Source organism: Streptomyces anulatus, from assembly GCF_014650675.1.
Taxonomy (GTDB): domain Bacteria; phylum Actinomycetota; class Actinomycetes; order Streptomycetales; family Streptomycetaceae; genus Streptomyces; species Streptomyces anulatus.
This window is the reverse complement of sequence record NZ_BMVK01000010.1, coordinates 92,426-113,614: the sequence shown is the minus strand read 5'-3', so window position 1 is coordinate 113,614 and position 21,189 is coordinate 92,426. Positions and strand designations below refer to the sequence as shown.

The 21,189-nt window shown below is 70.7% G+C and carries 18 protein-coding genes; 3 read left to right on the top strand and 15 right to left on the bottom strand.

Annotated elements, in window-relative coordinates:
* Nucleotides 1-79: 79 nt before the first annotated feature.
* The 3 genes from IE272_RS24045 (at nucleotide 80) to adh (ending at nucleotide 3,812) form a co-directional block, all read left to right on the top strand.
* On the top strand, nucleotides 80-664 hold the full coding sequence (locus IE272_RS24045; protein WP_073959194.1) for an N-acetylmuramoyl-L-alanine amidase: 585 nt from the start codon (nucleotides 80-82) through the stop codon (nucleotides 662-664).
* Between the two features lie 124 nt (nucleotides 665-788).
* Entirely contained in the window at nucleotides 789-2,048 is a 1,260-nt protein-coding gene (locus tag IE272_RS24040) for a GAF domain-containing protein (RefSeq protein ID WP_098892142.1), read from the top strand.
* 240 nt (nucleotides 2,049-2,288) lie between these two features.
* The gene (gene adh / locus IE272_RS24035) at nucleotides 2,289-3,812 is read left to right on the top strand and encodes an aldehyde dehydrogenase (RefSeq protein ID WP_190007931.1); all 1,524 of its coding nucleotides are present in this window, start codon (nucleotides 2,289-2,291) and stop codon (nucleotides 3,810-3,812) included.
* A gap of 957 nt (nucleotides 3,813-4,769) precedes the next feature.
* Here the strand turns inward: adh and IE272_RS24030 are convergent.
* From IE272_RS24030 to IE272_RS23960, 15 genes are all read right to left on the bottom strand, one after another.
* Complete coding sequence (locus IE272_RS24030) at nucleotides 4,770-6,521, bottom strand: ABC-F family ATP-binding cassette domain-containing protein (RefSeq protein ID WP_057667747.1); 1,752 nt, start codon at nucleotides 6,519-6,521, stop codon at nucleotides 4,770-4,772.
* A gap of 98 nt (nucleotides 6,522-6,619) precedes the next feature.
* Complete coding sequence (locus IE272_RS24025) at nucleotides 6,620-7,651, bottom strand: GDP-mannose 4,6-dehydratase (RefSeq protein ID WP_057667745.1); 1,032 nt, start codon at nucleotides 7,649-7,651, stop codon at nucleotides 6,620-6,622.
* Entirely contained in the window at nucleotides 7,648-8,313 is a 666-nt protein-coding gene (locus IE272_RS24020) for a D-glycero-alpha-D-manno-heptose-1,7-bisphosphate 7-phosphatase (protein WP_073959197.1), read from the bottom strand. Before IE272_RS24020 ends, IE272_RS24025 begins: the two co-directional genes overlap by 4 nt.
* Nucleotides 8,306-9,397 carry an NAD-dependent epimerase/dehydratase family protein gene (locus IE272_RS24015; RefSeq protein ID WP_056704460.1) on the bottom strand — a complete coding sequence of 364 codons (1,092 nt, stop codon included), beginning with the start codon at nucleotides 9,395-9,397 and terminating at the stop codon, nucleotides 8,306-8,308. The genes IE272_RS24020 and IE272_RS24015 overlap by 8 nt, the downstream gene beginning before the upstream one ends.
* Before the next feature lie 99 nt (nucleotides 9,398-9,496).
* Nucleotides 9,497-10,222 carry an HAD family hydrolase gene (locus IE272_RS24010; RefSeq protein WP_056704462.1) on the bottom strand — a complete coding sequence of 242 codons (726 nt, stop codon included), beginning with the start codon at nucleotides 10,220-10,222 and terminating at the stop codon, nucleotides 9,497-9,499.
* Between the two features lie 101 nt (nucleotides 10,223-10,323).
* Nucleotides 10,324-11,292, bottom strand: a complete 969-nt coding sequence (locus tag IE272_RS24005) for an FkbM family methyltransferase (RefSeq protein WP_050362958.1) — start codon at nucleotides 11,290-11,292, stop codon at nucleotides 10,324-10,326.
* Nucleotides 11,293-11,386: 94 nt separating this feature from the next.
* Entirely contained in the window at nucleotides 11,387-12,481 is a 1,095-nt protein-coding gene (locus tag IE272_RS24000; RefSeq protein ID WP_190007929.1) for a methyltransferase, read from the bottom strand.
* A 91-nt stretch (nucleotides 12,482-12,572) separates the two neighbouring features.
* Nucleotides 12,573-14,045 carry a phosphohexomutase domain-containing protein gene (locus tag IE272_RS23995; protein ID WP_198958508.1) on the bottom strand — a complete coding sequence of 491 codons (1,473 nt, stop codon included), beginning with the start codon at nucleotides 14,043-14,045 and terminating at the stop codon, nucleotides 12,573-12,575.
* Between the two features lie 28 nt (nucleotides 14,046-14,073).
* Entirely contained in the window at nucleotides 14,074-14,538 is a 465-nt protein-coding gene (locus IE272_RS23990; RefSeq protein ID WP_107103524.1) for a ferredoxin family protein, read from the bottom strand.
* On the bottom strand, nucleotides 14,528-16,264 hold the full coding sequence (locus IE272_RS23985; RefSeq protein ID WP_056704464.1) for an alpha/beta fold hydrolase: 1,737 nt from the start codon (nucleotides 16,262-16,264) through the stop codon (nucleotides 14,528-14,530). The genes IE272_RS23990 and IE272_RS23985 overlap by 11 nt, the downstream gene beginning before the upstream one ends.
* 2 nt (nucleotides 16,265-16,266) lie before the next feature.
* Nucleotides 16,267-17,166: a glycosyltransferase gene (locus tag IE272_RS23980; RefSeq protein ID WP_056704466.1), complete on the bottom strand. Its 900-nt coding sequence runs from the start codon at nucleotides 17,164-17,166 to the stop codon at nucleotides 16,267-16,269.
* A gap of 51 nt (nucleotides 17,167-17,217) precedes the next feature.
* Nucleotides 17,218-18,486: a B12-binding domain-containing radical SAM protein gene (locus tag IE272_RS23975; RefSeq protein ID WP_190007927.1), complete on the bottom strand. Its 1,269-nt coding sequence runs from the start codon at nucleotides 18,484-18,486 to the stop codon at nucleotides 17,218-17,220.
* A gap of 74 nt (nucleotides 18,487-18,560) precedes the next feature.
* Nucleotides 18,561-19,310: a sugar phosphate nucleotidyltransferase gene (locus IE272_RS23970; RefSeq protein WP_079045436.1), complete on the bottom strand. Its 750-nt coding sequence runs from the start codon at nucleotides 19,308-19,310 to the stop codon at nucleotides 18,561-18,563.
* The gene (locus IE272_RS23965) at nucleotides 19,307-19,930 is read right to left on the bottom strand and encodes an NUDIX hydrolase (RefSeq protein ID WP_078961511.1); all 624 of its coding nucleotides are present in this window, start codon (nucleotides 19,928-19,930) and stop codon (nucleotides 19,307-19,309) included. Before IE272_RS23965 ends, IE272_RS23970 begins: the two co-directional genes overlap by 4 nt.
* A complete protein-coding gene (locus tag IE272_RS23960; RefSeq protein WP_190007925.1) occupies nucleotides 19,927-21,060 on the bottom strand; it encodes a DegT/DnrJ/EryC1/StrS family aminotransferase in 1,134 nt (377 codons plus the stop codon). Before IE272_RS23960 ends, IE272_RS23965 begins: the two co-directional genes overlap by 4 nt.
* Nucleotides 21,061-21,189 lie beyond the last annotated feature (129 nt).

The following is a 21,189-nucleotide window of genomic DNA, read 5'->3' as shown; positions in this document are numbered from 1 at the left end:
CCCCGCTTCCGTTCCCGCCCCGCTTCCGTTCCCGTTCTCGTCCGTGCCTCGGCCCCTGGCCCCGGCCTCAGGAGTGCCGTTGCACCGCAGAAGGATCATTCAGTGCGCCGCCGCGACGATGGCGGCGGCCGTCCTGCCGGCCTCCGCGCGGGCCGTGGCGGCACCGAAGGGCCCCACCGACTACGCGACGGCCCTGTGGGCTCCGGCCGCCCCCGCCAACTACACGGTCCCTTCCCACCCCTCCGAGCGCCGGGTCGACCGCGTCGTCATCCATGTCGCCCAACAGTTGTTCACGCCGACCGCGGGCATCTTCCGCAACCCCTCCAAGCAGGTGTCGGCCCACTACGTCGTGCGTTCCGGAGACGGCCATGTCGCCCAGTGCGTACGCGAGAAGGACATCGCCTGGCACGCGGGCAACTGGAGCTGGAACACCCGGAGCATCGGTATCGAGCACGAAGGATGGGTGGACCGCCCGGAGTTCTTCACGGACGTCATGTACCTCCGGTCCGCCAGGCTCACCGCGGACATCTGCGACCGCCACGGCATCCCCAAGGACCGGGAGCACATCGTCGGCCACCACGAGGTACCGGGCAGCGACCACACCGACCCGGGAGTCCACTGGGACTGGGAACGCTACCTCCGGCTCGTCGTCGACACCGCCTGAGCAACCTCCCCCGCCACCCCGTGGTGATGACTCCCCGTGGTGATGACTCTCCGCACACAGGTTGTCGCGGAGGCCGACGGCGACGACGATGGGAGGGCACGACGGCCCTGGACGGGAGGGTGAGTTGACGGATCCCTGGGTGGCCCTGGCGGCGGACGCCGATCCCGGCGAACGGAGCGGCGTGCTGCGCCGCGCCCATGACGTGTTCACCTCGGCGGGACGCCTGGAGCGCCCGGTCCGTGCGGTGGTCGGCGCGTCCTGGCGACGCTCGGCGCGGGCGAGGGTCAGCCCGGACCACGCCCCCGCGGTGGAACTCGGCCCGGACGAGCTGGGCCCGTACCGGGCGGCGCATCCGCTGGCCCGCGCGATGCCCGTGATCCGCGAGCTGATGGGTGCGTACGCGACGGACGGGGAACACCTGCTGGCCGTCTGCGACGCCCACGGACGCCTCCTGTGGGTCGAGGGGCATACGGCGGCGCGGCGGCGGGCGGGCCTGATGAACTTCGTGGAGGGCGCCCGCTGGGCCGAGTCCGTCGCCGGGACGAACGCGCCGGGAACGGCCATCGCGGTGGACCGTCCGGTCCAGGTCTTCGCCGCCGAGCACTTCCTGAGACCGGTCCAGCAGTGGACCTGCGCGGCAGCGCCGTTGCACGATCCCCGTACGGGCCGGGTGCTGGGAGCCGTGGACATCACGGGCGGCGACCGGCTCGCCCACCCGCACAGTCTGGCGTTCGTCCAGGCGGTGGCCCGGGCCGCCGAGTCGCAGCTCGCCCTGCTGACGCCGGCGTCCGAGTCGGACGTCGAGTCGGTGCGGCTGACCGCGCTGGGCAAGGACGAGGCCCTGCTGGTGACGCACGGGCGCCGGCTGCGGCTCAGCCGGCGGCACAGCGAGATCCTGGTGGCCCTGACCCGCCGGCCGGAGGGCCTGAGCGGGGACGAGCTGCTGGTCGAGCTGTACGAGGACGAGTCGGTGACCCCGGTGACGCTGCGGGCCGAACTCTCACGGCTCCGGAGGCTGTTGGGTCCCGATCTGCTGGACTCGCGCCCGTACCGGCTGGCCGTCCCGGTGGACGCCGATTTCGACACGGTGACACGCCGGCTGGGTTCGGGCGCGGTGGCGGCGGCGCTGGGCGCGTACGCGGGCCCGCTGCTGCCGGGTTCCCGGGCCCCCGCGGTCGTACGCCTGCGGCAGCGGATCTCGGACCAGTTGCGGGCGGCGCTGATCGCCCGGGGTGATCCGGGGTTGCTGGCCGACTGGGCCTACAGCCCGTGGGGCGAGGAGGATCTGCCCGTGTGGCGGGCGTTGGCCGGGGCGGTTCCGGTGGACCAGCGGGCGGCGTTGCTGGCCCGGGTACGGGGGCTGGACGCCGAGCAGCGAGGCTAGGGCGTGCGGGCGTGCCAGGCGTCGCCGAGCAGACGGGACTTTCGAAACACGCCCCGGGACCTGTCGTCGCCCGGCCGCGACGGGACTGTGACGACGGACCACCACGGGACTGTGACGACAGACGACCGGTGAAGGGCCCCTCCGCGACGCCGTTGCAACGCCCTTGCAACGTCCCCGTCCCTAGCCTCGCGCCGAGGGCCGTCCAACGTCGGGCGGCACCGGATCCGGGAGGCCACTGAGATGACCCGCTACGCTGCGCCGGGTACCGAGGGCGCGATCGTCACGTACGCGTCCCGCTACGACCACTGGATCGGCGGCGCGTACGTCCCGCCGGCCCGGGGCCAGTACTTCGAGAACCCGAGCCCTGTCAACGGCCGCCCGTTCACCGAGATCGCGCGCGGCACGTCCGAGGACATCGAACTGGCCCTGGACGCCGCCCATGCGGCGGCTCCGGGCTGGGGCGCCACATCCGCCGGGGACCGGGCCTCGGTGCTGAACAGGATCGCCGACCGGATGGAGGCCCACCTCGAGGAGCTGGCGGTCGCCGAGAGCTGGGAGAACGGCAAGCCGGTGCGGGAGACGCTGGCGGCCGACATTCCGCTGGCCATCGACCACTTCCGCTACTTCGCGGGGGCTCTGCGCGCCCAGGAGGGCTCGCTCAGCGAGATCGACGACGACACCGTCGCGTACCACTTCCACGAGCCGCTGGGGGTGGTCGGCCAGATCATCCCGTGGAACTTCCCCATCCTGATGGCCACCTGGAAGCTGGCCCCGGCGCTCGCCGCGGGCAACGCGGTGGTGCTCAAGCCGGCCGAGCAGACGCCCGCCTCGATCCACTACTGGCTGAATCTGGTGGCGGATCTGCTTCCGCCCGGCGTCGTCAACATCGTCAACGGCTTCGGAGTGGAAGCCGGGAAGCCGCTCGCCTCCAGCCCGCGCGTCGCGAAGATCGCCTTCACGGGCGAGACCACGACGGGGCGGCTGATCATGCAGTACGCCTCCGAGAACATCAAGCCGGTGACGTTGGAGCTGGGCGGCAAGTCGCCGAACATCTTCTTCGACGACGTCTCGCGCGCCGACGACGACTTCCTCGACAAGGCTCTCGAAGGTTTCACCATGTTCGCCCTCAACCAGGGCGAGGTGTGCACGTGCCCGTCGCGCGCTCTCATTCAGCGCGGCCACTACGGCGCGTTCCTGGAGGCGGCCATCGCCCGCACGGAACAGATCGTGCCGGGTCACCCCCTGGACACCGACACGATGATCGGCGCCCAGGCCTCCAACGACCAGCTGCAGAAGATCCTTTCGTACCTGGACATCGGGCAGCAGGAGGGAGCGAAGATCCTGACGGGTGGCCGGCGCATCGAGCACGGCGGCGAGCTGGCGGGCGGCTACTACGTCCAGCCGACGATCTTCGAGGGCAACAACCGGATGCGGGTCTTCCAGGAGGAGATCTTCGGTCCGGTCGTGGCCGTGACGTCCTTCACCGACTTCGACGACGCCATCAGCACGGCGAACGACACCCTGTACGGGCTGGGGGCCGGAGTCTGGACCCGCGACGTCAACACGGCCTACCGGGCGGGGCGCGGGATCAAGGCGGGCAGGGTCTGGACGAACTGCTACCACGCCTACCCGGCGCATGCGGCATTCGGCGGCTACAAGCAGTCGGGCATCGGCAGGGAGAACCACAAGATGATGCTGGAGCACTACCAGCAGACGAAGAACCTCCTGGTGTCGTACTCGCCGAAGAAGCTGGGCTTCTTCTAGACACCGCAGAAGGGCGCCTGACCAGGGGATTTCCCTGGCAGGCGCCCATCGTTGCGCACATTGGACCCGTGGGTCGAATTACGAGTGACCAGCTGTTACGGGGCATTTCCGGGCCAAGGTCCGACTCGGGCGCGCGTGGCGCAGGTCGTAGGGGCTCTTCGCCAGGGAAAGGGCGTGCTCGTCGAGGGTGAGTGTGGCGTCACGCGCCCGTCCCTATGTGATGCCGTACACCGCAGCCTCGATGTAGTTTCCCTCCGCGTTGCGAAACAGACGTCCGTCAGGCGCGACACCGAAGCGTTCTATGTGCTCGCGCAACATACGGACGAGTACGGGCGGGACGGGCACCGGGCAGCAACGAGAGTCCCGGCGCCGACTCGGTCAGCAGCCAAGGCCACGGCCTTGCACATTTCCTGCGCCTCTCGGAAGCCAGCCGGTCCGGTAGGCCATCTACATCTGCGATTGCACATGATTTAGCTTCTGGAAGGTTTACCACGTGCAAGACGATCGCCCGATCAAGGTGATCCTCGCGCTGAATCGGGTTCTCGCCGAACCGCGCAGACACACAGGCGCATCGTTGGCGAAAATGTCACGCTTTCCGATGGGACCTGCACGGACAACGCGTTCTTAGCACTCAGCGCGATAAGGCTGGTGTCGCACCAAGAGCTAGGCCAAGCCAACTGAGGCCAACCCGACCGGCGCGCAGCTGACCTTCTCTTCGCCCGGAACGGATCCGAGTCATCTCTCGGTCCCGCTGCGCGAGAAGTGATCACCGACTGCTGCCGGGCGGGCAGGGCCCGGCTACCGCCGTCTCGGCAGCCACAACGGTTTCGCCGACCTTTCCGGGCACTACACCCGGTCAGCAGGACGGACTAATGCGGTGTCCGGCACGCTAGGACCGGTGCACCCAGCCGTGCACAGACCGCGAAGTGATCCCGGTGGACGGCGAGGGGATCGCTCTCAGCCTGGGCGGCGCAGGACACCGTCCGTCAGTTCCACCACGTTTTCCGCGTACCGTTCCCGCAGCGTGCGGTCGTGGGTCACCAGGACCGTCGGTCCGGTGAACTCCTCGATGGCCTCCTGGAGTTGTTCGACCAGCGGCAGGCTGAGGTGGTTGGTCGGCTCGTCCAGAAGCAGCACGTCGGGGCTGGCCGCGAAGAGTTCCGCGATGCTGAGGCGGCGGCGCTGGCCCGTGGAGAGGCGGTCCACCGGCACCGCGAGGTCTCCGCGCCGGAAGAGCCCGAAGCGGCGCAGTTCGGCCTCCGCGGTCTCGTGGCCTTGGTGGCGGCGGCTCGCGTAGACCTCCAGGAGGCTTCGGTGACCGTCCTCGTACGTCGTCTCCTGGGGCAGGTATCCCACGTGTGTCCCGTCGCGGAGAGTGAGGGTGCCGTGGTCGGCGGGCAGGACTCCGGCAAGGATGCGCAGAAGTGTGGACTTGCCCGCACCGTTGGGGCCGACGATCACCGTGAGGTCACCTGGTCGGAGGCTGAGTTCAACGTCTCGCAGCACGTCGGCGAAGGCGATGCCGGTAGCGTGCAGCAGGGGTGGACGAGGCCCCGCCGAGGCCTCATCGTGCTGCGATGCGGTGGTTCTCCCGGGATCCTCGGCACCGACATGGAATCGGAGCGGCTCGGGTGGGCGCGGTACGGAGGCGTCCAGGAGGCGTTGCAGTTCCAGGCGGGCGGCGCGGGTCCTGCGGGCGGCGGCGCTCTGGACCTTGCCGCCCGTGCGGTCGTAACCCATCTTCTCGTGGTCCCGCTTCGGGCCGCCGCCGTCTGCGCCGGTGCCTGCCCGGGCGAGGCGTTCGCGCGTACGGGCGATCTCCTCGCACCACTGTGCGTACTGCCGTTCCCAGCGAGCACGGGCGGCACGCCGCTCGGCGAGGTACTCGCGGTAGTCGCCGCCGTGGCGTACGGCGGAGCCGCGTGGCCCGTCCAGGTCGACGACGGCGGTGACGGCGGTGGCGAGCAGGCTCCGGTCGTGGGAGGCGACGACGCAGGGGCCCCGGTAGCGGCGCAGCCAGTCGGTAAGCCAGTCCGCGGCCCGGTCGTCGAGGTGGTTGGTGGGTTCGTCGAGGAGCAGCGCGGACGGTTCGGCGAGCACGAGTTCGGCCAGCGCGAGCCGGGCCCGCTGGCCACTGGAGAGCTGGGACACCGGGTGCGCCGAGGGCACGCCGCTGAGGCCGAAGACGGCGAGCACCTCCCCGGTGCGGGCCTCTCGCTGCCAGCCGCCGCGGGCGGCGAAGGCTTCCTGGGCGCGGCCGTAGTCGGCGAGGAGCGCGGTGAGTTCGGCGGTCCGGTTCCCTTCGGCGTCTGCCAGGCGCTGTTCGAGGTAGGTGAGGTGCGCGGCGATCGCGTCGAGTTCGGCGTAGGCGCGGTCGAGGACGTCGGTGATGGTCCAGGCGTCAGGGAAACCGGGCTCCTGCGGCAGGAAGCCGACGTGTCCGATGACGGCGCGCACCACGTCGCCCCGCTCGGGGACCAGGTCCCGGGCGAGGACGCGCAGCAGCGTGGATTTGCCGAGCCCGTTCTCCCCGATGAGGCCGATCCGTTCGGCCGCCGCGACGGTCAGGGAGATATCGCGCAGGACGGGACGCTCTCCCAGGCTGTGGGATACGCCCTCGACCGCCAGGTGGGCGGCGCCACGGCTGCCTGCCAGGATGTCGCGGCTGTCGGGAGGTTGTGTGGCCGGCAAGGGCTGGGGGTGTTCCATGGCTCCAGTATCGGAAAGGGCAGATGCGGCAGCGGTGGCGGATGTGCCGGGCGGGTCGTCCCTTGGCATGTGCAAGCAACGGCGGTTCGGCGGCGGGGTCACCAGTCCTGAATGCCTCCCGCAGCCGAACCGCGGCCCAACTCGGCGTGTATCCGCTCCAGGTCGGCCTCGACCATCATCCGGATCAGCTGCTCGAAGTCGACCTCGGGTTCCCAGCCCAACTCGGTACGGGCCTTCTTAGGGTCCGCACACAGCAGATCCACCTCGGCGGGGCGGGTCAGGCGGGTGTCGATGACGACGTGTGCCTGCCAGTCCAGGTCCACCGCCTCGAAGGCGACCCGCACCGCGTCGCGCACGGAGTGCATGTGCCCGGTACCCACCACGTAGTCACCCGGTGCCGGCTGGGCCAGCATCAGGCGCATGGCGCGCACGTAGTCCCCCGCGAAGCCCCAGTCCCGGACGGCGTCGAGGTTGCCCAGGCTGAGCTCGTGCTGGAGTCCCAGACTGATCCGGGCCGCCGCCCGGGAGATCTTGCGGGTGACGAACTCCTTCCCACGCCGCGGGGATTCGTGGTTGAAGAGGATCCCGCAGGCGGCGAACATCCCGTAGGACTCACGGTAGTTGCGGGTGATGAGGTGCCCGTACGTCTTGGCGACGCCGTACGGGCTGCGGGGCCACGGCACGGTGTTCTCGTCCTGCGGCACCTCGGAGACCTTGCCGAATATCTCGGACGACGACGCCTGGTAGAAGCGGATGGCGCCGGGAGAAACGGCGCCGGACCTGCTGAGGCCGCTGACGATACGAATGGCCTCCAGCATCCGCAGCACGCCCATTCCCGTGACCTCGCCGGTAAGTTCGGTCTGCTGCCATGACATGGGGACATAGGAGATCGCCGCGAGGTTGTAGACCTCGTCGGGCTGGACGCGGTCGACCGCGGCGACGAGGCTGCTCTGGTCGAGCAGGTCGCCCTCGACGAACCGCAGGTCGGCGGCGAGTCGCTCAATGCGGCGGCGGTGCGGGTTGGACTGGCCTCGCAGCAGTCCCCATACCTCGTATCCGCACTCCAGGAGGTGCTCGGCGAGGTAGGAGCCGTCCTGGCCGGTGACGCCGGTGATCAGTGCGCGTTTCACGGTCGGGCCCCTTCCCTCGGCCGAGTGGTGCCGGGGTGCCGCCCCTCGGCGCGGGGCAGCGGCGAGCGCCGCCAGTCCGTCGCGGTGAGTGTCGTGATCAGCTCTGCCGCCTCGGCGAGTCCGGGCACGCTCCCGAGGCAGCCGGGGTGGGCGGCGGGTGGTCTGCCGCGGCCGCTGCGTACGTGCAGCGACCAGCAGCCGGCTGCGGCGGCGGCCATCAGGTCACTGTCGTGGTCCCCGACGAGCAGGGCTTGGGCCGGGAGGGCCTGGAGCTGTTCCAGTGCGCCGGTGAGGAGTCCTGGGCGTGGTTTGCGGCAGGAGCAGCCGACGGCGGGTGGGTGCGGGCAGTGCAGGATGACCGGACGTGGCACGCCGACGGCCGCGAGATCCGCGACCATGCGGTCGTGGATGCGGTCAAGCTCGTATGCGGTGAGCAGGCCGCGGCCGATGGCCGCTTGGTTGGTGACGACGGCCAGGTGCAGGCCAAGGCCAGTGAGCCGGGCGCAGGCGTCGAGGGCGCCGGGCAGCCATCGCCACTGTTCGGCGCGGGTCACGTGGTCGGGTCGGTTGACGTTGAGGACGCCGTCGCGGTCGAGGAGGACGACTCGTAGTTGTGGTGTCCGTTCCGTGCGTGCGGTCGGGTTGGGCCGGGGGTCAGCCATGGTGCTGGCCGAGGTAGGCGGAGGAACCGTGCCGGTGTGTGGGCGGTTCGGGTCGGGACGGTGCCGGTGCGGTGAGCGGCTCGAGTGGCTCGGGCGGGCCTTCGGCGATGAGTTCGCGGACTGTCCTGCGTACGGCCTGTGCCGAGGTGAGGTGTGGCTGCCAGCCGAGTGCGAGGAGCCGGTTCGGCTGTACGCGGAGGGTGGGGATGTCTCCGTTCCAGCCGCGCTGTCCGGCACCGAAGGTGATTTGTCCGTCCGTGCCGGGGAATTCGGCGAGGGCGATGCGGGCGACGTCGGCGGCCGAGGTGGCGTCGGTGTTGCACACGTCGAACGGTTCGAATGCTTCCCAGGTGGCGGAGCGCGGGTCGCCGGATGCTTCTGCGAGGGTGGTCAGTGCGGCGGCGCAGTCGGCGGCGTGCAGGTAGCTGCGGGTCTGGCTGCCGTCGCCGAGGACGGTGAGCCGTGTCGGGTCCTGGCGAAGCCGGTTGACGAAGTCGTGGGTGATGCCGCGCCGCATGCCGGCGCCGACGATGTTGGAGAGCCGGGCGGACACGGCGCGGAAGCCGGTCTCGTGGGCGGCGGCGCTCAGGAAGGCCTCGGCGGCTGCTTTGCCCGCGCCGAACCGGGTGGTGGGGCGTGGCGGACGTTCCGTCTGTGGTGTGTCGTGTGCGGCCCTGTCACCGTAGACGAGTTGGCTTGAGGTCATGACGACGCACTGCGGGGGGTGTTCGGCGAGGGCTTCGAGGAGGGCCACGGTGCCTGCGACCGTGGTGTCCAGGTCGGCTCGGCCGGATCGGTCCGCGCGGTTCTCGGTGTTGGCTCCGAGGTGGAAGACCCGGCGTGCTCCGCGGGTGAGCTGTCGCAGGGTGCGGGTGTCGCGGAGGTCGGCTTCGTGGTAGCGCAGGTCAGGGTGAGGGGCGGCGGCGCGCAGCCGGTGGGCCGTGGGCCAGGGGGCGACGTCCACCGCCGTGACCTGGTGTCCGGTGGCGAGCAGTCTGGTCACGAGGTGCGATCCGATGAACCCGGCGGCTCCGGTGACGACGGCGTGCGGTGTGTCGCCGGGGATGTCTTCTGGTGTGCTCATGTCTGTTCCGGCCTTCTTTCCTTGACTGGTGGGGTGTCCGGTTGGCAGGCGCCCGCCGTGGGGTCGGCGGGCGAACTGGTCGCGGGGGCGGAGGAGGGATCAGTCGAGGGTGTCGAGGAGTTCGGAGAGTTTGCGGATGCGGGCGTAGCCCGCGCTGTTGTCGGGGTAGATGCCGAGGGGGTCGTAGAGGACCGTGGCGGGCAGGAGGTGGGGGGCGCCGTCGAGGGTGTCGCCGACGTAGCGGCACTGCTCCATGGGTCGGCCCAGGGCAACGGCGGCCATCCTGAAGATCCTCGGGTCGGGTTTGGCGATGCCGACGGCACACGAGTCGAGGACGCCGTCGAGGCGGTCGAGCAGTCCCGCTCTGGCGAGTTCGGCGTGGGCGTGGCCGTCGGCGTTGCTGACGACGTAGCGCTGTACGCGGCTGGGGAGGGCGTCGAGGAAGGGCACGGCCTCAGGGTTGACGACACTCCACAGCACTGTGTCGTCCACTTCGTGTCGCACGGTGCGCCACAGTGCTTCGGCGGCGTCGGGTGAGCAGCCGGCGTGTTCGGCCCAGCGGTGGGTGAATGGACGTGGGCCGGAGGCCGGTTCGTCCTCCAGGTCCTGGTCGCGGGCGGCGAGGGCCACGGCGTGCTGTGCGGTGACGGCGTCGAGGCGCAGTCCGAGGCGCTTGCCGTGGTGGGCGAGGACCTCTCCGTCGAGCAGGATCAGCACTCCTCCGGAGTCCAGGAGCAGCGCCGGGGGACGGGTGCCGGTGCGGGTGGGTTCGGGTTGCCTGGTGCCGATGCGGGGGTGCGGGGTGCGGGACTGGTTGGTGCTCATAGTGCTCCCCTTCCACGAGGGTCCTGAGCGTGGCTCGGGCCGAAGATCCGGGTGCGACCGCCGCCGGGGTGCGGGACGGCGGTCGCGTGTGGCACCGGGGGTTACTGCGGGCCGGGTGTCAGGAAGAGGTTCACGAACTCGCGTTCCGTCTCCTCCGCGGCGCGTACGAACTCTTCGTCGGGCAGGGCGGGATCAATGTCAAGGTCGTCGACGATGTCGCGGGTGAAGCCGAGGCCGGAGTAGATCCGCAGCACTTCCACCGGGTCGGCGCCGCGCTCGCGGATGCCGGGCGGCCAGAACTCGACGAGCAGGGTGGGCCGGCAGCGTCGCAGGGTGCGCTGCATTCCCTGGATCGCGAGGTGGTCGCCGCCTTGCAGGTCGACCTTGATGAAGTCGATCTCGGGGACGTCGTCGAGGATGTCGTCCAGGGCGATCACGGGTACCGGGTGGCCGAGTTCGCTGGGCTCGTCGAGGACCCGGTGGTCACCGGTGTTGCCGTCCTTGTCACGGCGCAGGTGGGCGATGCCGGGCCGGTAGCCGGCCGCGGCGAACACCGGGATGACGTTGGACGCGTTGTTGCGCACCAGGTTCTGTACGAGCATCTGGTGGTTCCAGGCGTCGGCCTCGACGGCGATGACCCGGCCGTGGGACTGCACGAGCTGGGACATCAGGAGGCTGAAGTAGCCGATGTGCGCACCGATGTCCAGGACGGTGGTACCGGCGGTGACGGTCTTGCGGATCGCCGCGTCCTCGTCGGCCTCCCAGCGGCGGGTCTCGGCGAGTTCGGGTCGGATGATGGTGTCGCCGCCCTCGATCTGGAGGACGCCGACGTCGGTGTCGACGTGGGCGGGCAGCCGCCACTGCGGAGTCGGGGTGCCGGGTGCGGCGACGGCCGCGCCGACGAGAGGCCGCCACAGCCGGGCGGTGGCCTCGCCCGCCGCCTGCGCGTCCGGTGCCGCGCTGCCGTTCGTAAGGGTGGCGATCGCGGCGGCGGTGGTGCGCTGCACCGTCAGCGCGAAGTCCGCGGGTGAGGGTCCGCCGTAGGGTGCGTGGTTTCCGGTTTCGGGCATGCGGATGCGCGTCCTTTCTCCAGGGGTCTGCGGGGTGTTCCGGACGGGTTCCGCGGGGTCTGCGGGCGGGTTCCGTCCAGGGAGGAGTCGGTGTTCAGGCGGGTTTGCCTTCCACGACGCTGTGGTATTGGGCTTCGAGGTGGCCGTGGTCGGCGAGTTTGCGGGTCATCGTGTGCCGGAACCCGGCGGCCTCGAAGAGCTCCGCGAACTCGCTCTCGGTGCGTACCCGTCCCCGTGTGGTCACCAGGAGGTCCATGTCGGTGGTGACGATGCCGTGGGCGGGTCCGAGGTCATCGGTGCGGGGCGGCATCAACGGCTCCATGACGAGGATGCGGCCGTCGTCCGCGATGACGTCACGGCAGTTGCGCAGCAGCTTGAGCACGTAGTCATCGTCCCAGTCGTGCAGCACGCTCTTGATCACGTACAGGTCGCCGCCAGGCACCACCGCTTCGAAGGCGTCGCCGCCGACGACCGTGCAGCGGTCGGATAGGCCTGCGTCGGCGATCAGTTTCCGGGTCTGCGGCAGGACTTCGGGCCGGTCGAACACAATGCCCTTCAGGCGGGGGTGGGCTTCAAGGATCCGACTGAGCAGGGCGCCGTTACCGCCGCCGATGTCCACGACGGTGTCGCACCAGGAGAAGTCGTATCCCTGGGCGAGGGCCGGGCCCACCGCTTTGGTGTCCTCTCCCATCGCGGCGTTGAACATGGCGTCCTCGTCGGGGTTCTGGGTGTAGTACGTGAAGTAGGGCACGCCGTGGATGCGCTCGAAGCCGTTGCTGCCGGTGCGTACTGTCTCGGCGAGGTCACCCCAGCTGCGCCACATGGCTTCACCGGCGAAGAGCAGCACCATGGCGCACAGCGAGTCGGGTACGTCGGAGCGGAGCGGTCGGCCCATCGGGGTGAGGACGTAGCGGTCGGGTCCGCCGTCGGGTGTGACGATGCCGGTGCCGGCCATGCCGCGCAGCAGGCGGCGCAGTGCCGTCTCGTCGGCGCCGCAGGCACGGGCGAGTTCGGCGCAGGTGCGGGGTCCTTCGGCCAGCTGGTCGGGCAGGCCGAGGCGTACGGCGGCATGGATGATCTGAGCGGGCATGGAGCCGAAGGCCAGCTGCCACAGGCGGGCCGTCGACTCGTCCTCACCCTGCGGGGTGCCGGACTGCGCGGGTGTGGTGGGTCCGTCGGTCGTGGTCACGAGGTGATCGCACTCCTTGGCTGTGCCGGGGCCGCGGACGCGGACGGCGGGGCGGGTGGGGTGAACGAGTCGATCAGGGCGATCAAGGTGGTCAGGGAAGCCGGGGAAGCCGGGAAGCAGGAGCGGTCAGGGAAACCGAGGCGGAGGGTGCGCGTGGCGCCGGGGACGCCGAAGGGTCGGGTGCCGCGGGTGGTGTCGCCTCGGCCTCGACGAGCGCGAGGACCTCGGCTCGCAGCGATCTGGCGGCCGACGCGTCGGGAGCCTCCACGTTGAGCCGCAGCAGGCCTCGGGACTCGGTGTTGGAGGGTCTGAGGTTGAACCAGGCGCCGTCCGGACGGTGCACCGTGAGTCCGTCGAGCCAGTCGCAGACGTTGCCGGGAAGGATCGAGGCCACGCGGGCGACCTCACGCAGCCGCTCGTCGGGGTCGGCGACGCCGATCGTGGTCTCCGGCAGGGTGGTGTAGCGGGTGCGGCGGTCGATGAGCGTGGACACCGGCGCGGGGGTGGCGCTCAGGGCGGCGAGGACGTGCAGCGCCGCGAGGAGTCCGGAGTCCGCGTTCCAGAAGTCGCCAAAGTAGTAGTGCGCGGAGTGCTCAACGCCGAGCACGGCTCGGTGCCGTGCCATCTCCCGTTTCATGTACGAGTGGCCGACGCGGGAGCGCACCGGACGGCCGCCGAGCACGGTCACCTCCTCGGCGAGGGAGCGGGACGTGACCACGCTGTGCACGACGGCGGCGCCTGGTTGCCGGGCTAGTGCGCGTCCGGCGAGGAGCGTGCCGACTGCACTCGCGGGCACCGTCTCGCCGTGCTCGTCGACGACCACGCAGCGGTCCGCGTCCCCGTCGAAGGCGAAGCCAACATCGGCGCGGGCCTCGCGGACGCGGGCGCGCAGCGCCGCCGTGTACCGAGGTTTCATGGGGTCGGCGTCAGGGTGCGGGAAGGTCCCGTCCACGGTGAAGTTCAGCGGGATCACGTCGACGGACAACCCGCCGAGGACGGCGGGGACGGTGAGTCCCGCCATGCCGCCGCCGGCCTCGACCACGGCCGTCACCCGCCGCACCGGCACCCCGTCCGGCGCGGCGAGGGAGAGGAGATGGTCACCGTACGCGGCGAGCATCGGCCGGTCCCGGACGGTGCCGGTGCGGGCTGCGGGCGCCGGGGGTGGAGTGCGCGCGGCGTCGAGCAGGGTGCGAAGGCCGGTGCCCCAGCCGACGGGAGCGGCGTGCGCGCGGCACAGCTTGATGCCGTTGTACTCGGGCGGGTTATGGCTCGCGGTGATCATCGCGCCGGGACGGCCCAGGGCCGCCGAGGCGTAGGAGAGCATGTCGGTGCTGGCCAGGCCGATGCGTACGACGTCGCGGCCCTGGCCCAGCACACCTCGTACGAACGCCTCAGCTAGGCGGGGTGAGGAGTGGCGCATGTCATGTCCGACGACCACCTCGGGTTCGTCCACCAGGCCGACGAAACCCGCACCGAATCTTTCGGCCAGTTCTTCGTCCAGTTCCTCGTCCACCACTCCACGGATGTCGTAGGCCCTCACCACGGCGGCCGGGTCGCGCATCATCGCCTCCTCATCGCTGTCCCTGCCGCGCTCACCAGCGCCGGATCCGGGTCGGTTGTACGGGGGGACGGCGGGTGCCGTCCTCCAGCACGTAGGGGTCGTGCGGGCCGAACGGCTCCTGCCACCACTGTTCGGGAGCGGGCTGCCATTCCTCGTCCGGGTAGATGCAGTCCACGGGACACACCGGAGGCAGGCACTTGCCGCAGCCGGAGCAGAGTTCGGGCAGGATCGCCATGCCGCCGCGACCCAGGTTGAAGACGGCGCCGAACTGGGACGGGCAGGCCTCGACGCAGGCGTCGCAGCTGATGCACTCGGTCTGCTCGATGCGCAGCGGGTCCTGGCGCCACTGGGGCGGACGGGTGCGGTCGACGGCGCGCTGGCCGCGGGGGGTTTCGCTGGCCTGTTTCGGGCCGGTCGACGAACTTCGTTCTTGGCTCCGTTCAGGGTTCTGTTCAGAGATCCCTTCGTGGTGTTGCGCGGCGTGGTCATCGGTCATGGGTCGGTACCTCCAACACGGTTTCGGCGCCGGCCGGTCGGGCGGGTGCAAAGGCGGTGGCCGTCCACGCGGTGGTGGCCGCCACGGCCGTGGCCAGGCCGCTCGCGGAGAAGCCGTGGCTGCCGTCGACGACGTGCAGTTGCCAGTCGGGACGGGTCCCGGTCCCGTCGAGCATGAGGCGGGTGGTGCCGTCGGGGTGGTCCAGTTCCTCGGTGCCGTAGACGACGCACACCGGTACGCCGCTGTCGCGCAGCAGCGCGGGGTAGTCACGGCCGCGGTCGTCGCGGGTGTAGGCGACACCCAGCCACAGGCCGCACCAGGCGGCGGCGAGGGTGCCGTCGACGCGGTGCAGCCGGGGAGCGGGTCCCTCGCCGTCCTCCTCGTCGAGGATCGGTCCCCACAGCACGACGCCGTCAACCTCGGGCAAGGCGTGCGCGGCCATCGCGGCGAGCCTGGCTCCCGCGCTGTTGCCGACGACGACGAACCGTTCGGCGACCCCTTGGGTGCGCAGCTGGCCCACGGCCGCGCGCAGGTCCGCCAGGCGGCGGCTCCAGGTGGTATGCGTGAAGGTGCCGTCGCTGACGCCGGTACCCCGGCTGTCGTACCGGAAGACAGGCAGTCCGCGCTCGGCACCCGCGTGTGCGAGGAGGGTGCCGCACTCGTGGATGTCGACGCGCTGGCCGGGGTTGCCGGGTTCGTAGATCAGGCAGATCGGCCAGGGTCCGGAGGCCGCGCCGAGATCGGGTGTGTGCAGGATGCCGAGGAGTTCGTCGCCGTCGGAGCCGAAGTGCACCGAGCTGATGACGGAACTCCCGGGTCCGGGAACGGAGTCGGCGGTACGGCCGGTGTAGGGGGTGCGGTCGGCGGCAGCTGGTCCGGAGGCAGGAGCCTCGGCCGGTACGGGTCCGGCGGCGCCGTCGGTCAGGAAGTCCACCGCGGCCGTCATCACCGTCTCGCGCGGCTCGTGTTCCCAGTGCCAGCTCGGGGCCCACTTGTCCGGCCGGTGGACGATCTCCCGCAGCGGCAGACCGGCGGCGCGGGTCCACTGCTGGTCCTCGGGGGTGGCCGCGACGACCAGGGTGCGGGTGCCGGGCAGGGCCGCAAAGGCGGTCCACGCCGCGGGAGCCGCCGCCGCGAGGAGTGCGGCGTCGACCGGTCCCGCGGGTTGCGGCGGCTGGTAGGGCTCCCCCACGGCCGCGTCGAGGAGCGCCGCGGCGACAAAACTGTCCTGGAGTTCGTCGGGAGCCGCACGGCCCCGGGCGGCGAGAGCTGCGAGTTCCCCGGGAGCGGCGTCGGTGCCGGTCCGCCACAGCGCGAGGTCGGGACAGACGAGCAGTCCCGAGGCGGCCTCGCCGGTCGTGAGCAGCTCGGCGGCCAGCACGTTGCCGAGTCCGCAGCCGATCACGGACACGGGTCCGGCACCGGTCGCGCGGGCGTGTGCAACGACGGCGCGGGCCGCGTGCCGTACCCCGGGCCAGGTGGCCGGGCGGCCGGTGGCCGCGCTGTCCGCGTGGCCCGGATGGTCGTACTGCACGACGTTGAGGCCGCGTGCGCGCAGTCTGCGGGCCAGGATCGACCACAGGTAGCGCGGCTCGCTCATCGACAGGGCGAGTCCGGTCAGGAGTACGACAGTGGGAGCGGCGTCGTCGTGGTGGTGGCGCACCACGCACACCGGGTCGGCGGGTTCGTGCGCCGTCAGGAAGTACTGGCTCAGCCGTTGCCGCATACTCACCGCTCCTCTCGTGCCGGCTCGTCCTCGTGGACGGACGCAGGCTCCGCGAACTCCGTCACTGCCTTCTCGAACTCCGTCAGGGACATCCCGTCCAGCGTCAGTGCGAGCAGCAGCCGCGCCGGTACCTCTGGGTGCTTGCGCTCGAACCGCGCGGCCGAGCTCTCCAGGGACGCGCGGTAGAACCCGACGGGTCTGCCGTGCGCGAAGTGGTCGTTGCGGGCGGCGGCGCAGTGCAGGAACGCGGCGCCGTGCGCGACGAGGCGGTAGCCGAGCTCCAGGTGTTCGAGACCCCAGCCGCTGAAGCTCTCGTCGAATCCACCGACCCGGTCATAGAGGTCGCGGCGCAGCGAGACGTTGCCGGACAGGAAGCTGAGCCAGCGCACCGGCGACACGGTCCGTCCTGAGGTGTCGTAGACGTCGCAGACCTTCTTCACGAACATGGGAGTGCGGGAGCGGCGCCGCAGCGCCTCCCCGTCGACCGTGAGCAATTCCTTGATCTCGGCAAGGCGTTCTTCGAAGCCGCTGAGGTACAGCTCCTTGACGTCGCCGACCACGACCCGCCGTCCCCCGTCGACGTGGGCGTGAGCATGCGCACGCACGTAGCCGGGTACCGGTGCGCGGTCCCCGTCGCAGAAGACGACGACCTCTCCCTCGGCGGTCCGCACGCCGGTGTTCCTGGCGGCGGCCCGGCCTTCGCCGGAGGTGTGGACCGCGCGCAGCGGCAGGTGCCGGGCGGCGGCCCGCAGCACGTCGGCGGTGGTGTCGCTCGAACCGTCGTTCACCACGACGATTTCCCAGCCGCCGGGCGGTGCATCCTGGCGGGTGAACGCGTGCAGCGTCGCCTCCAGGCGGGACGCCTGGTCACGGGTGGGCACGACCACACTGACGGCAGTCATGAATCTCCTCACGTTCAAAGGGTTCGGGCGCACGCGCTCCGCGGCACGGGGTCAGACGACGACGAGGTCCTTGCCGAGCCAGTAGTTGCGGCCGGTCAGATCGGTCTCGGCGAAGCGCCGTTCGACGTCGAGATAGCCCTCGACGAGCTGGTCCGGCGTCAACAGCTTGGGGGTGAAGGTCACGGCCAGCGGGTCGTCAATGCCCTGGGGACGCTTTTCGAGCAGTCGTCCCTCCCGCGCGAGGTGCTCGTAGAGCGGGGTGCCGGGGATCGGGTAGAGGACGCTCAGGAACAGCCGGGAGACCTTGGTGCGCAGGGCGAACTCGTAGGTCTCCTCGAAGACGTCGGGGTCGTCCCAGTCGAAGCCGAAGATGACATTGACCTGTGTCTCCACTCCGGCCTCGTGCAGCCGCAGGAGCAGCTCCTCGGCCTCGGGGATGGTGAAGAAGGTCTTCTCGGTGAACTCGCGGTTCTTCTCCCGGACGCTCTCCACGCCGAAAGAGGCCACCCGCATGCCGCCGTCGAGCGCCGACTGTACGACGTCGGGGTGGCGGGCGAGGTTGAAGTCGGTCTGGCATCCCCACTCGATGCCTTCCCCCGCCAGGCGGCCGAGGAGTTCCTTGGAGCGCTTGGGGAAGACCAGGAAGTCGTCGTCGCGGAACACCACGCGGGGTATGCCGAACCGGTCGCGGTAGGCGAGGAGTTCCTGGTGCACGTCGTCGACGGGACGGTAGCGCCACTTGCTGTAGAGAACCTCGCTGCAGAACGTGCACCGCCGTGGGCAGCCGCGCGCGGTAAACGACGGCAGCACGTGCGGCGTCGCGATCTTGTTGAAGTCGACCAGGTCGAAGCGGGGAAGCGGGTGTCCCGCCATCGGCACCGGCTCATGGCTCTGGTAGATCTCCTTGAGTTCACCCCTGGCCAGGTCGGCGATCAGGTGACGCCACAGCACGTCGGCCTCACCGACGACGACGGAGTCGCAGAAACGGCTGATCACCGGGACCAGGCTGTGGTTGTCCTCGACGGTGGCGGGGCCTCCGATGACGACGCGGGGACCCTGCCTGCGGATCATGCGGGCGAGTTCCAGGGTCCGCTTGAGCTGGATGGTCTGGGTGGTGATGCCTACGAGGTCGTAGGAAGCGAGGTCGTAGTCCCGTTCCAGGTCCTCGCAGACCTCGTAGACCAGGTCGACCTCCCAGTCGGGCGGCACCATGGCGGCCAGGTAGGGCAGCGTGAGGGAAATCAGCTGCGAGGGCCGCATCTCGCGTTTGTCCAGGCCGTCCGGGGTGTAGACGGCGGGTTCGACCAGCAGAATACGCACGGGACTCCTCGGGTCTCTGGGAATCATCGGGCGGTGCGGTGGCTCGCTGTGCAGGTGGTTCGCTGTACGGAGTGTCAGGACGTGCGGTCTTCGGGTACGGCGACGAAACGGCTGTAGCGTTCGGGTGTGCCGATGTCGGTGAACGGTTGATCGACCAGGTGGGCCGCGAGCGAACGGCGGCGGATGAGCGCGCGGAACAGCACGCCGAGGTCCACCGGGTCCTGCTCGGCCCCCAGACGCCGCAGGGCCCGGCGGCGCAGGACACAGACGCCGGTGTCCGTCCAGAGCGTGCGGGTGTCCGCTGTGGCGTCCTTGTCGTATCCGGTCACCCGGCCCTCCTCGACGCGGGTATTGGGGCGTACGCCGGAGTACGCGGAGGTCACGACCATGGCAGCCTCGTCCCGGGTGTCGTGCAGCCAGTGGGGCGCGTCGGCGTAGGGAAGGTCCAGCAGAGTGTCCCCGAGGACCAGCAGAAACACCTCATCCAGGTGCCGCTCGGCCGCGCGCAGCGCTCCGGCGGTGCCGCGCTGGGCGGTGTCGACGTGCGAGGTCACCTCGATGGGCGCGGCCACTCGGCGGAGGTGTTCGAGCACGGGCTGCGCCAGGTGTCCGAGGCAGAAGTGGAAGCGGCGCAGCCCGGCATCCATGAGCGGGGCGAGCAGCAGGTCGAGGAAGGGGCGGCCGGCGACGGGCAGCAAGACCTTCGGCAGCCGGGTGCCGAGGTCGCCGAGCCGGGTGCCCAACCCGCCGGCCAGAACGACGACCTGGATCCCGTGTGCGGCATCGGCGGGGACACCGCGGTCCCGGGCGGACACGGCGCTCATCGCTGCTGCCCGAGGACCGTCGGTGCGGCGGTGGACGCCGGGCTCACGGTGGGCAGCAGGCCGAGCCGGTGGGCGCGGAGCAGGGCCAGGGCAGTGGGGGCGTCCTGGAGCTCGCCCGATGTGGCGAGCTCGAGAGCTTCGGCCGCCGGGAGCGGGCAGGGGCGGATGACCTCTCCGTCGTCGTGGTGGGGAGAGCCGGGCCGGACGTCGGGGGCCAGGAACAGGTGGACCTCCTCATTGGAGGAGCCGCTGGAGGGCCGGACAGTGCCAAGGGGGTGCAGGACTCCGGCGCGTGCACCGGTCTCTTCGGACAGTTCTCGGCGGGCGGTCCCGCACGGGCTCTCCCCCGGCTCGCACCGTCCGGCCGGGGCCTCCAGGCACCACCCGCCCACCGCGACTCGCCAGGACCGGATGAGCAGCAGGGTGCCGTCGGCGGTCAGCGGCAGCACGAGGGCGCAGCCTGGATGGTCCAGGTAGTGCCAACTGCGCCCGGGCCCTTCGGGTTCGGGCTCGTGGGCCTCGCGAACAACTATCCAGGGGGTGCGGAACGCAACGCGCGCGCGGGCGGTCTCCCGCGGTGCCTCGGCGGGCGCGCGCTTCGGTCGGGGCCTCGCCGTCATCGTGCGCCTTCCTCCGTGAGTTCGGTCAGTGAGTTGCAGAGCGCGCGCACCACGTGCGCCTGTCGCTCGTCGTCCAGGCCGGGGTAGATGGGCAGGCACAGTTGCCCGGCGCAGGCCCGCTCGGCACCGGGCAGCCGCAAACCGGCGTGCCGGCCGGCGAGCACCGGCTGGTGGTGCAGCGGCATCGCGTACACCTCCCCCGCCGCCTGTACGGAGCGTTCGCGCAACCGCTCCTTGAGGGCGTCGCGGTCGGTGCCCGGTGGGAGCATCAGCATCGCCTTGTACCCGCTGTAGGAGTGGTCGGGCAGCAGGAAGTCCCCGACGGGCAGGCCGCGCAGGGCGTCGGCGTAACCGACGGCGACCGCCCGGCGGGCCTCCAGCACCTCTGGCAGTCGCCGGAGTTGGGCGCGTCCCAGGACTGCGGCGAACTCGGGCAGGCGAGCGTTCCAGCCGGGACGTGTGTGGGTGCTCACCCACACCTCGGGCTTGCCGAGATTGCGCAACAGCCTGATCTCGTCGGCCAGTCGACCGTCTCCAGTGACCACCATGCCCCCCTCCCCGGTCGTCATGACCTTGGTGGCGAAGAACGAGAAGGCGCCCGCGACGCCGAACGTGCCCGCGTGGCGCCCACCACGCTCGCTGCCGTGGGCATGGGCGCAGTCCTCGACCAGCGCGAGTCCGCGCTGCTCGCACCAGGCCGCGACAGCCTCGGTCTCGGGGCCGATCAGGCCGCCGGTGTGCACGACCGTCACCGCCGCCGTACGCGGGGTGCACACCGCGCGCACCTGTTCGAGGGTGGGGGCCAAGGTGGTCGGGTCGACGTCGGCGAGGCGCACGGTGGCCCCCGCGCGTTCGGCGGCGATGTACGTCGCGAAGTTGGTGGCCGCCGGCACGACGATTTCACGGCCCTCCACACCCAGGGCTCGGAAGATCAGCTCCAGGGCGGTGGTGCCGCTGGAGACGGCAAGGGCGCTCGCCGTCCTCGTGTACGCCGCGAACTCCTCCTCGAACGCCTCGACATTGCGCCCCTGGGAGAACCTGCCGGACCGCAGCAGCCGGTCGACCTCGGCGAGCACCTCGTGACGCTCGTCGTCGGAGATCTCGATCTCGACGGCCGGGACCAACGGCATGCTGCCAACCCCTCTCGAATGCACGAAACCTCGGAGAAACACCGCGCCAGGAATACGTGCCCATGTCACGTTCCGGGTCCAGGTTGAGTAATGTAGCAGCTAATTTCGAACAGACAACACCCCCGCTCG

Bases quoted from the DNA above. Each gene is read 5' to 3' on its own strand.
- IE272_RS24030 (WP_057667747.1), bottom strand. From the start codon at position 6,521: ATGGAACACCCCCAGCCCTTGCCGGCCACACAACCTCCCGACAGCCGC.
- IE272_RS23990 (WP_107103524.1), bottom strand. From the start codon at position 14,538: ATGACCGATGACCACGCCGCGCAACACCACGAAGGGATCTCTGAACAG.
- IE272_RS23995 (WP_198958508.1), bottom strand. From the start codon at position 14,045: ATGATGCGCGACCCGGCCGCCGTGGTGAGGGCCTACGACATCCGTGGA.
- IE272_RS24020 (WP_073959197.1), bottom strand. From the start codon at position 8,313: ATGGCTGACCCCCGGCCCAACCCGACCGCACGCACGGAACGGACACCA.
- adh (WP_190007931.1), top strand. From the start codon at position 2,289: ATGACCCGCTACGCTGCGCCGGGTACCGAGGGCGCGATCGTCACGTAC.
- IE272_RS23960 (WP_190007925.1), bottom strand. From the start codon at position 21,060: ATGCCGTTGGTCCCGGCCGTCGAGATCGAGATCTCCGACGACGAGCGT.
- IE272_RS24005 (WP_050362958.1), bottom strand. From the start codon at position 11,292: ATGCCCGAAACCGGAAACCACGCACCCTACGGCGGACCCTCACCCGCG.
- IE272_RS24010 (WP_056704462.1), bottom strand. From the start codon at position 10,222: ATGAGCACCAACCAGTCCCGCACCCCGCACCCCCGCATCGGCACCAGG.
- IE272_RS23980 (WP_056704466.1), bottom strand. From the start codon at position 17,166: ATGACTGCCGTCAGTGTGGTCGTGCCCACCCGTGACCAGGCGTCCCGC.
- IE272_RS23965 (WP_078961511.1), bottom strand. From the start codon at position 19,930: ATGACGGCGAGGCCCCGACCGAAGCGCGCGCCCGCCGAGGCACCGCGG.
- IE272_RS24015 (WP_056704460.1), bottom strand. From the start codon at position 9,397: ATGAGCACACCAGAAGACATCCCCGGCGACACACCGCACGCCGTCGTC.
- IE272_RS23985 (WP_056704464.1), bottom strand. From the start codon at position 16,264: ATGCGGCAACGGCTGAGCCAGTACTTCCTGACGGCGCACGAACCCGCC.
- IE272_RS23970 (WP_079045436.1), bottom strand. From the start codon at position 19,310: ATGAGCGCCGTGTCCGCCCGGGACCGCGGTGTCCCCGCCGATGCCGCA.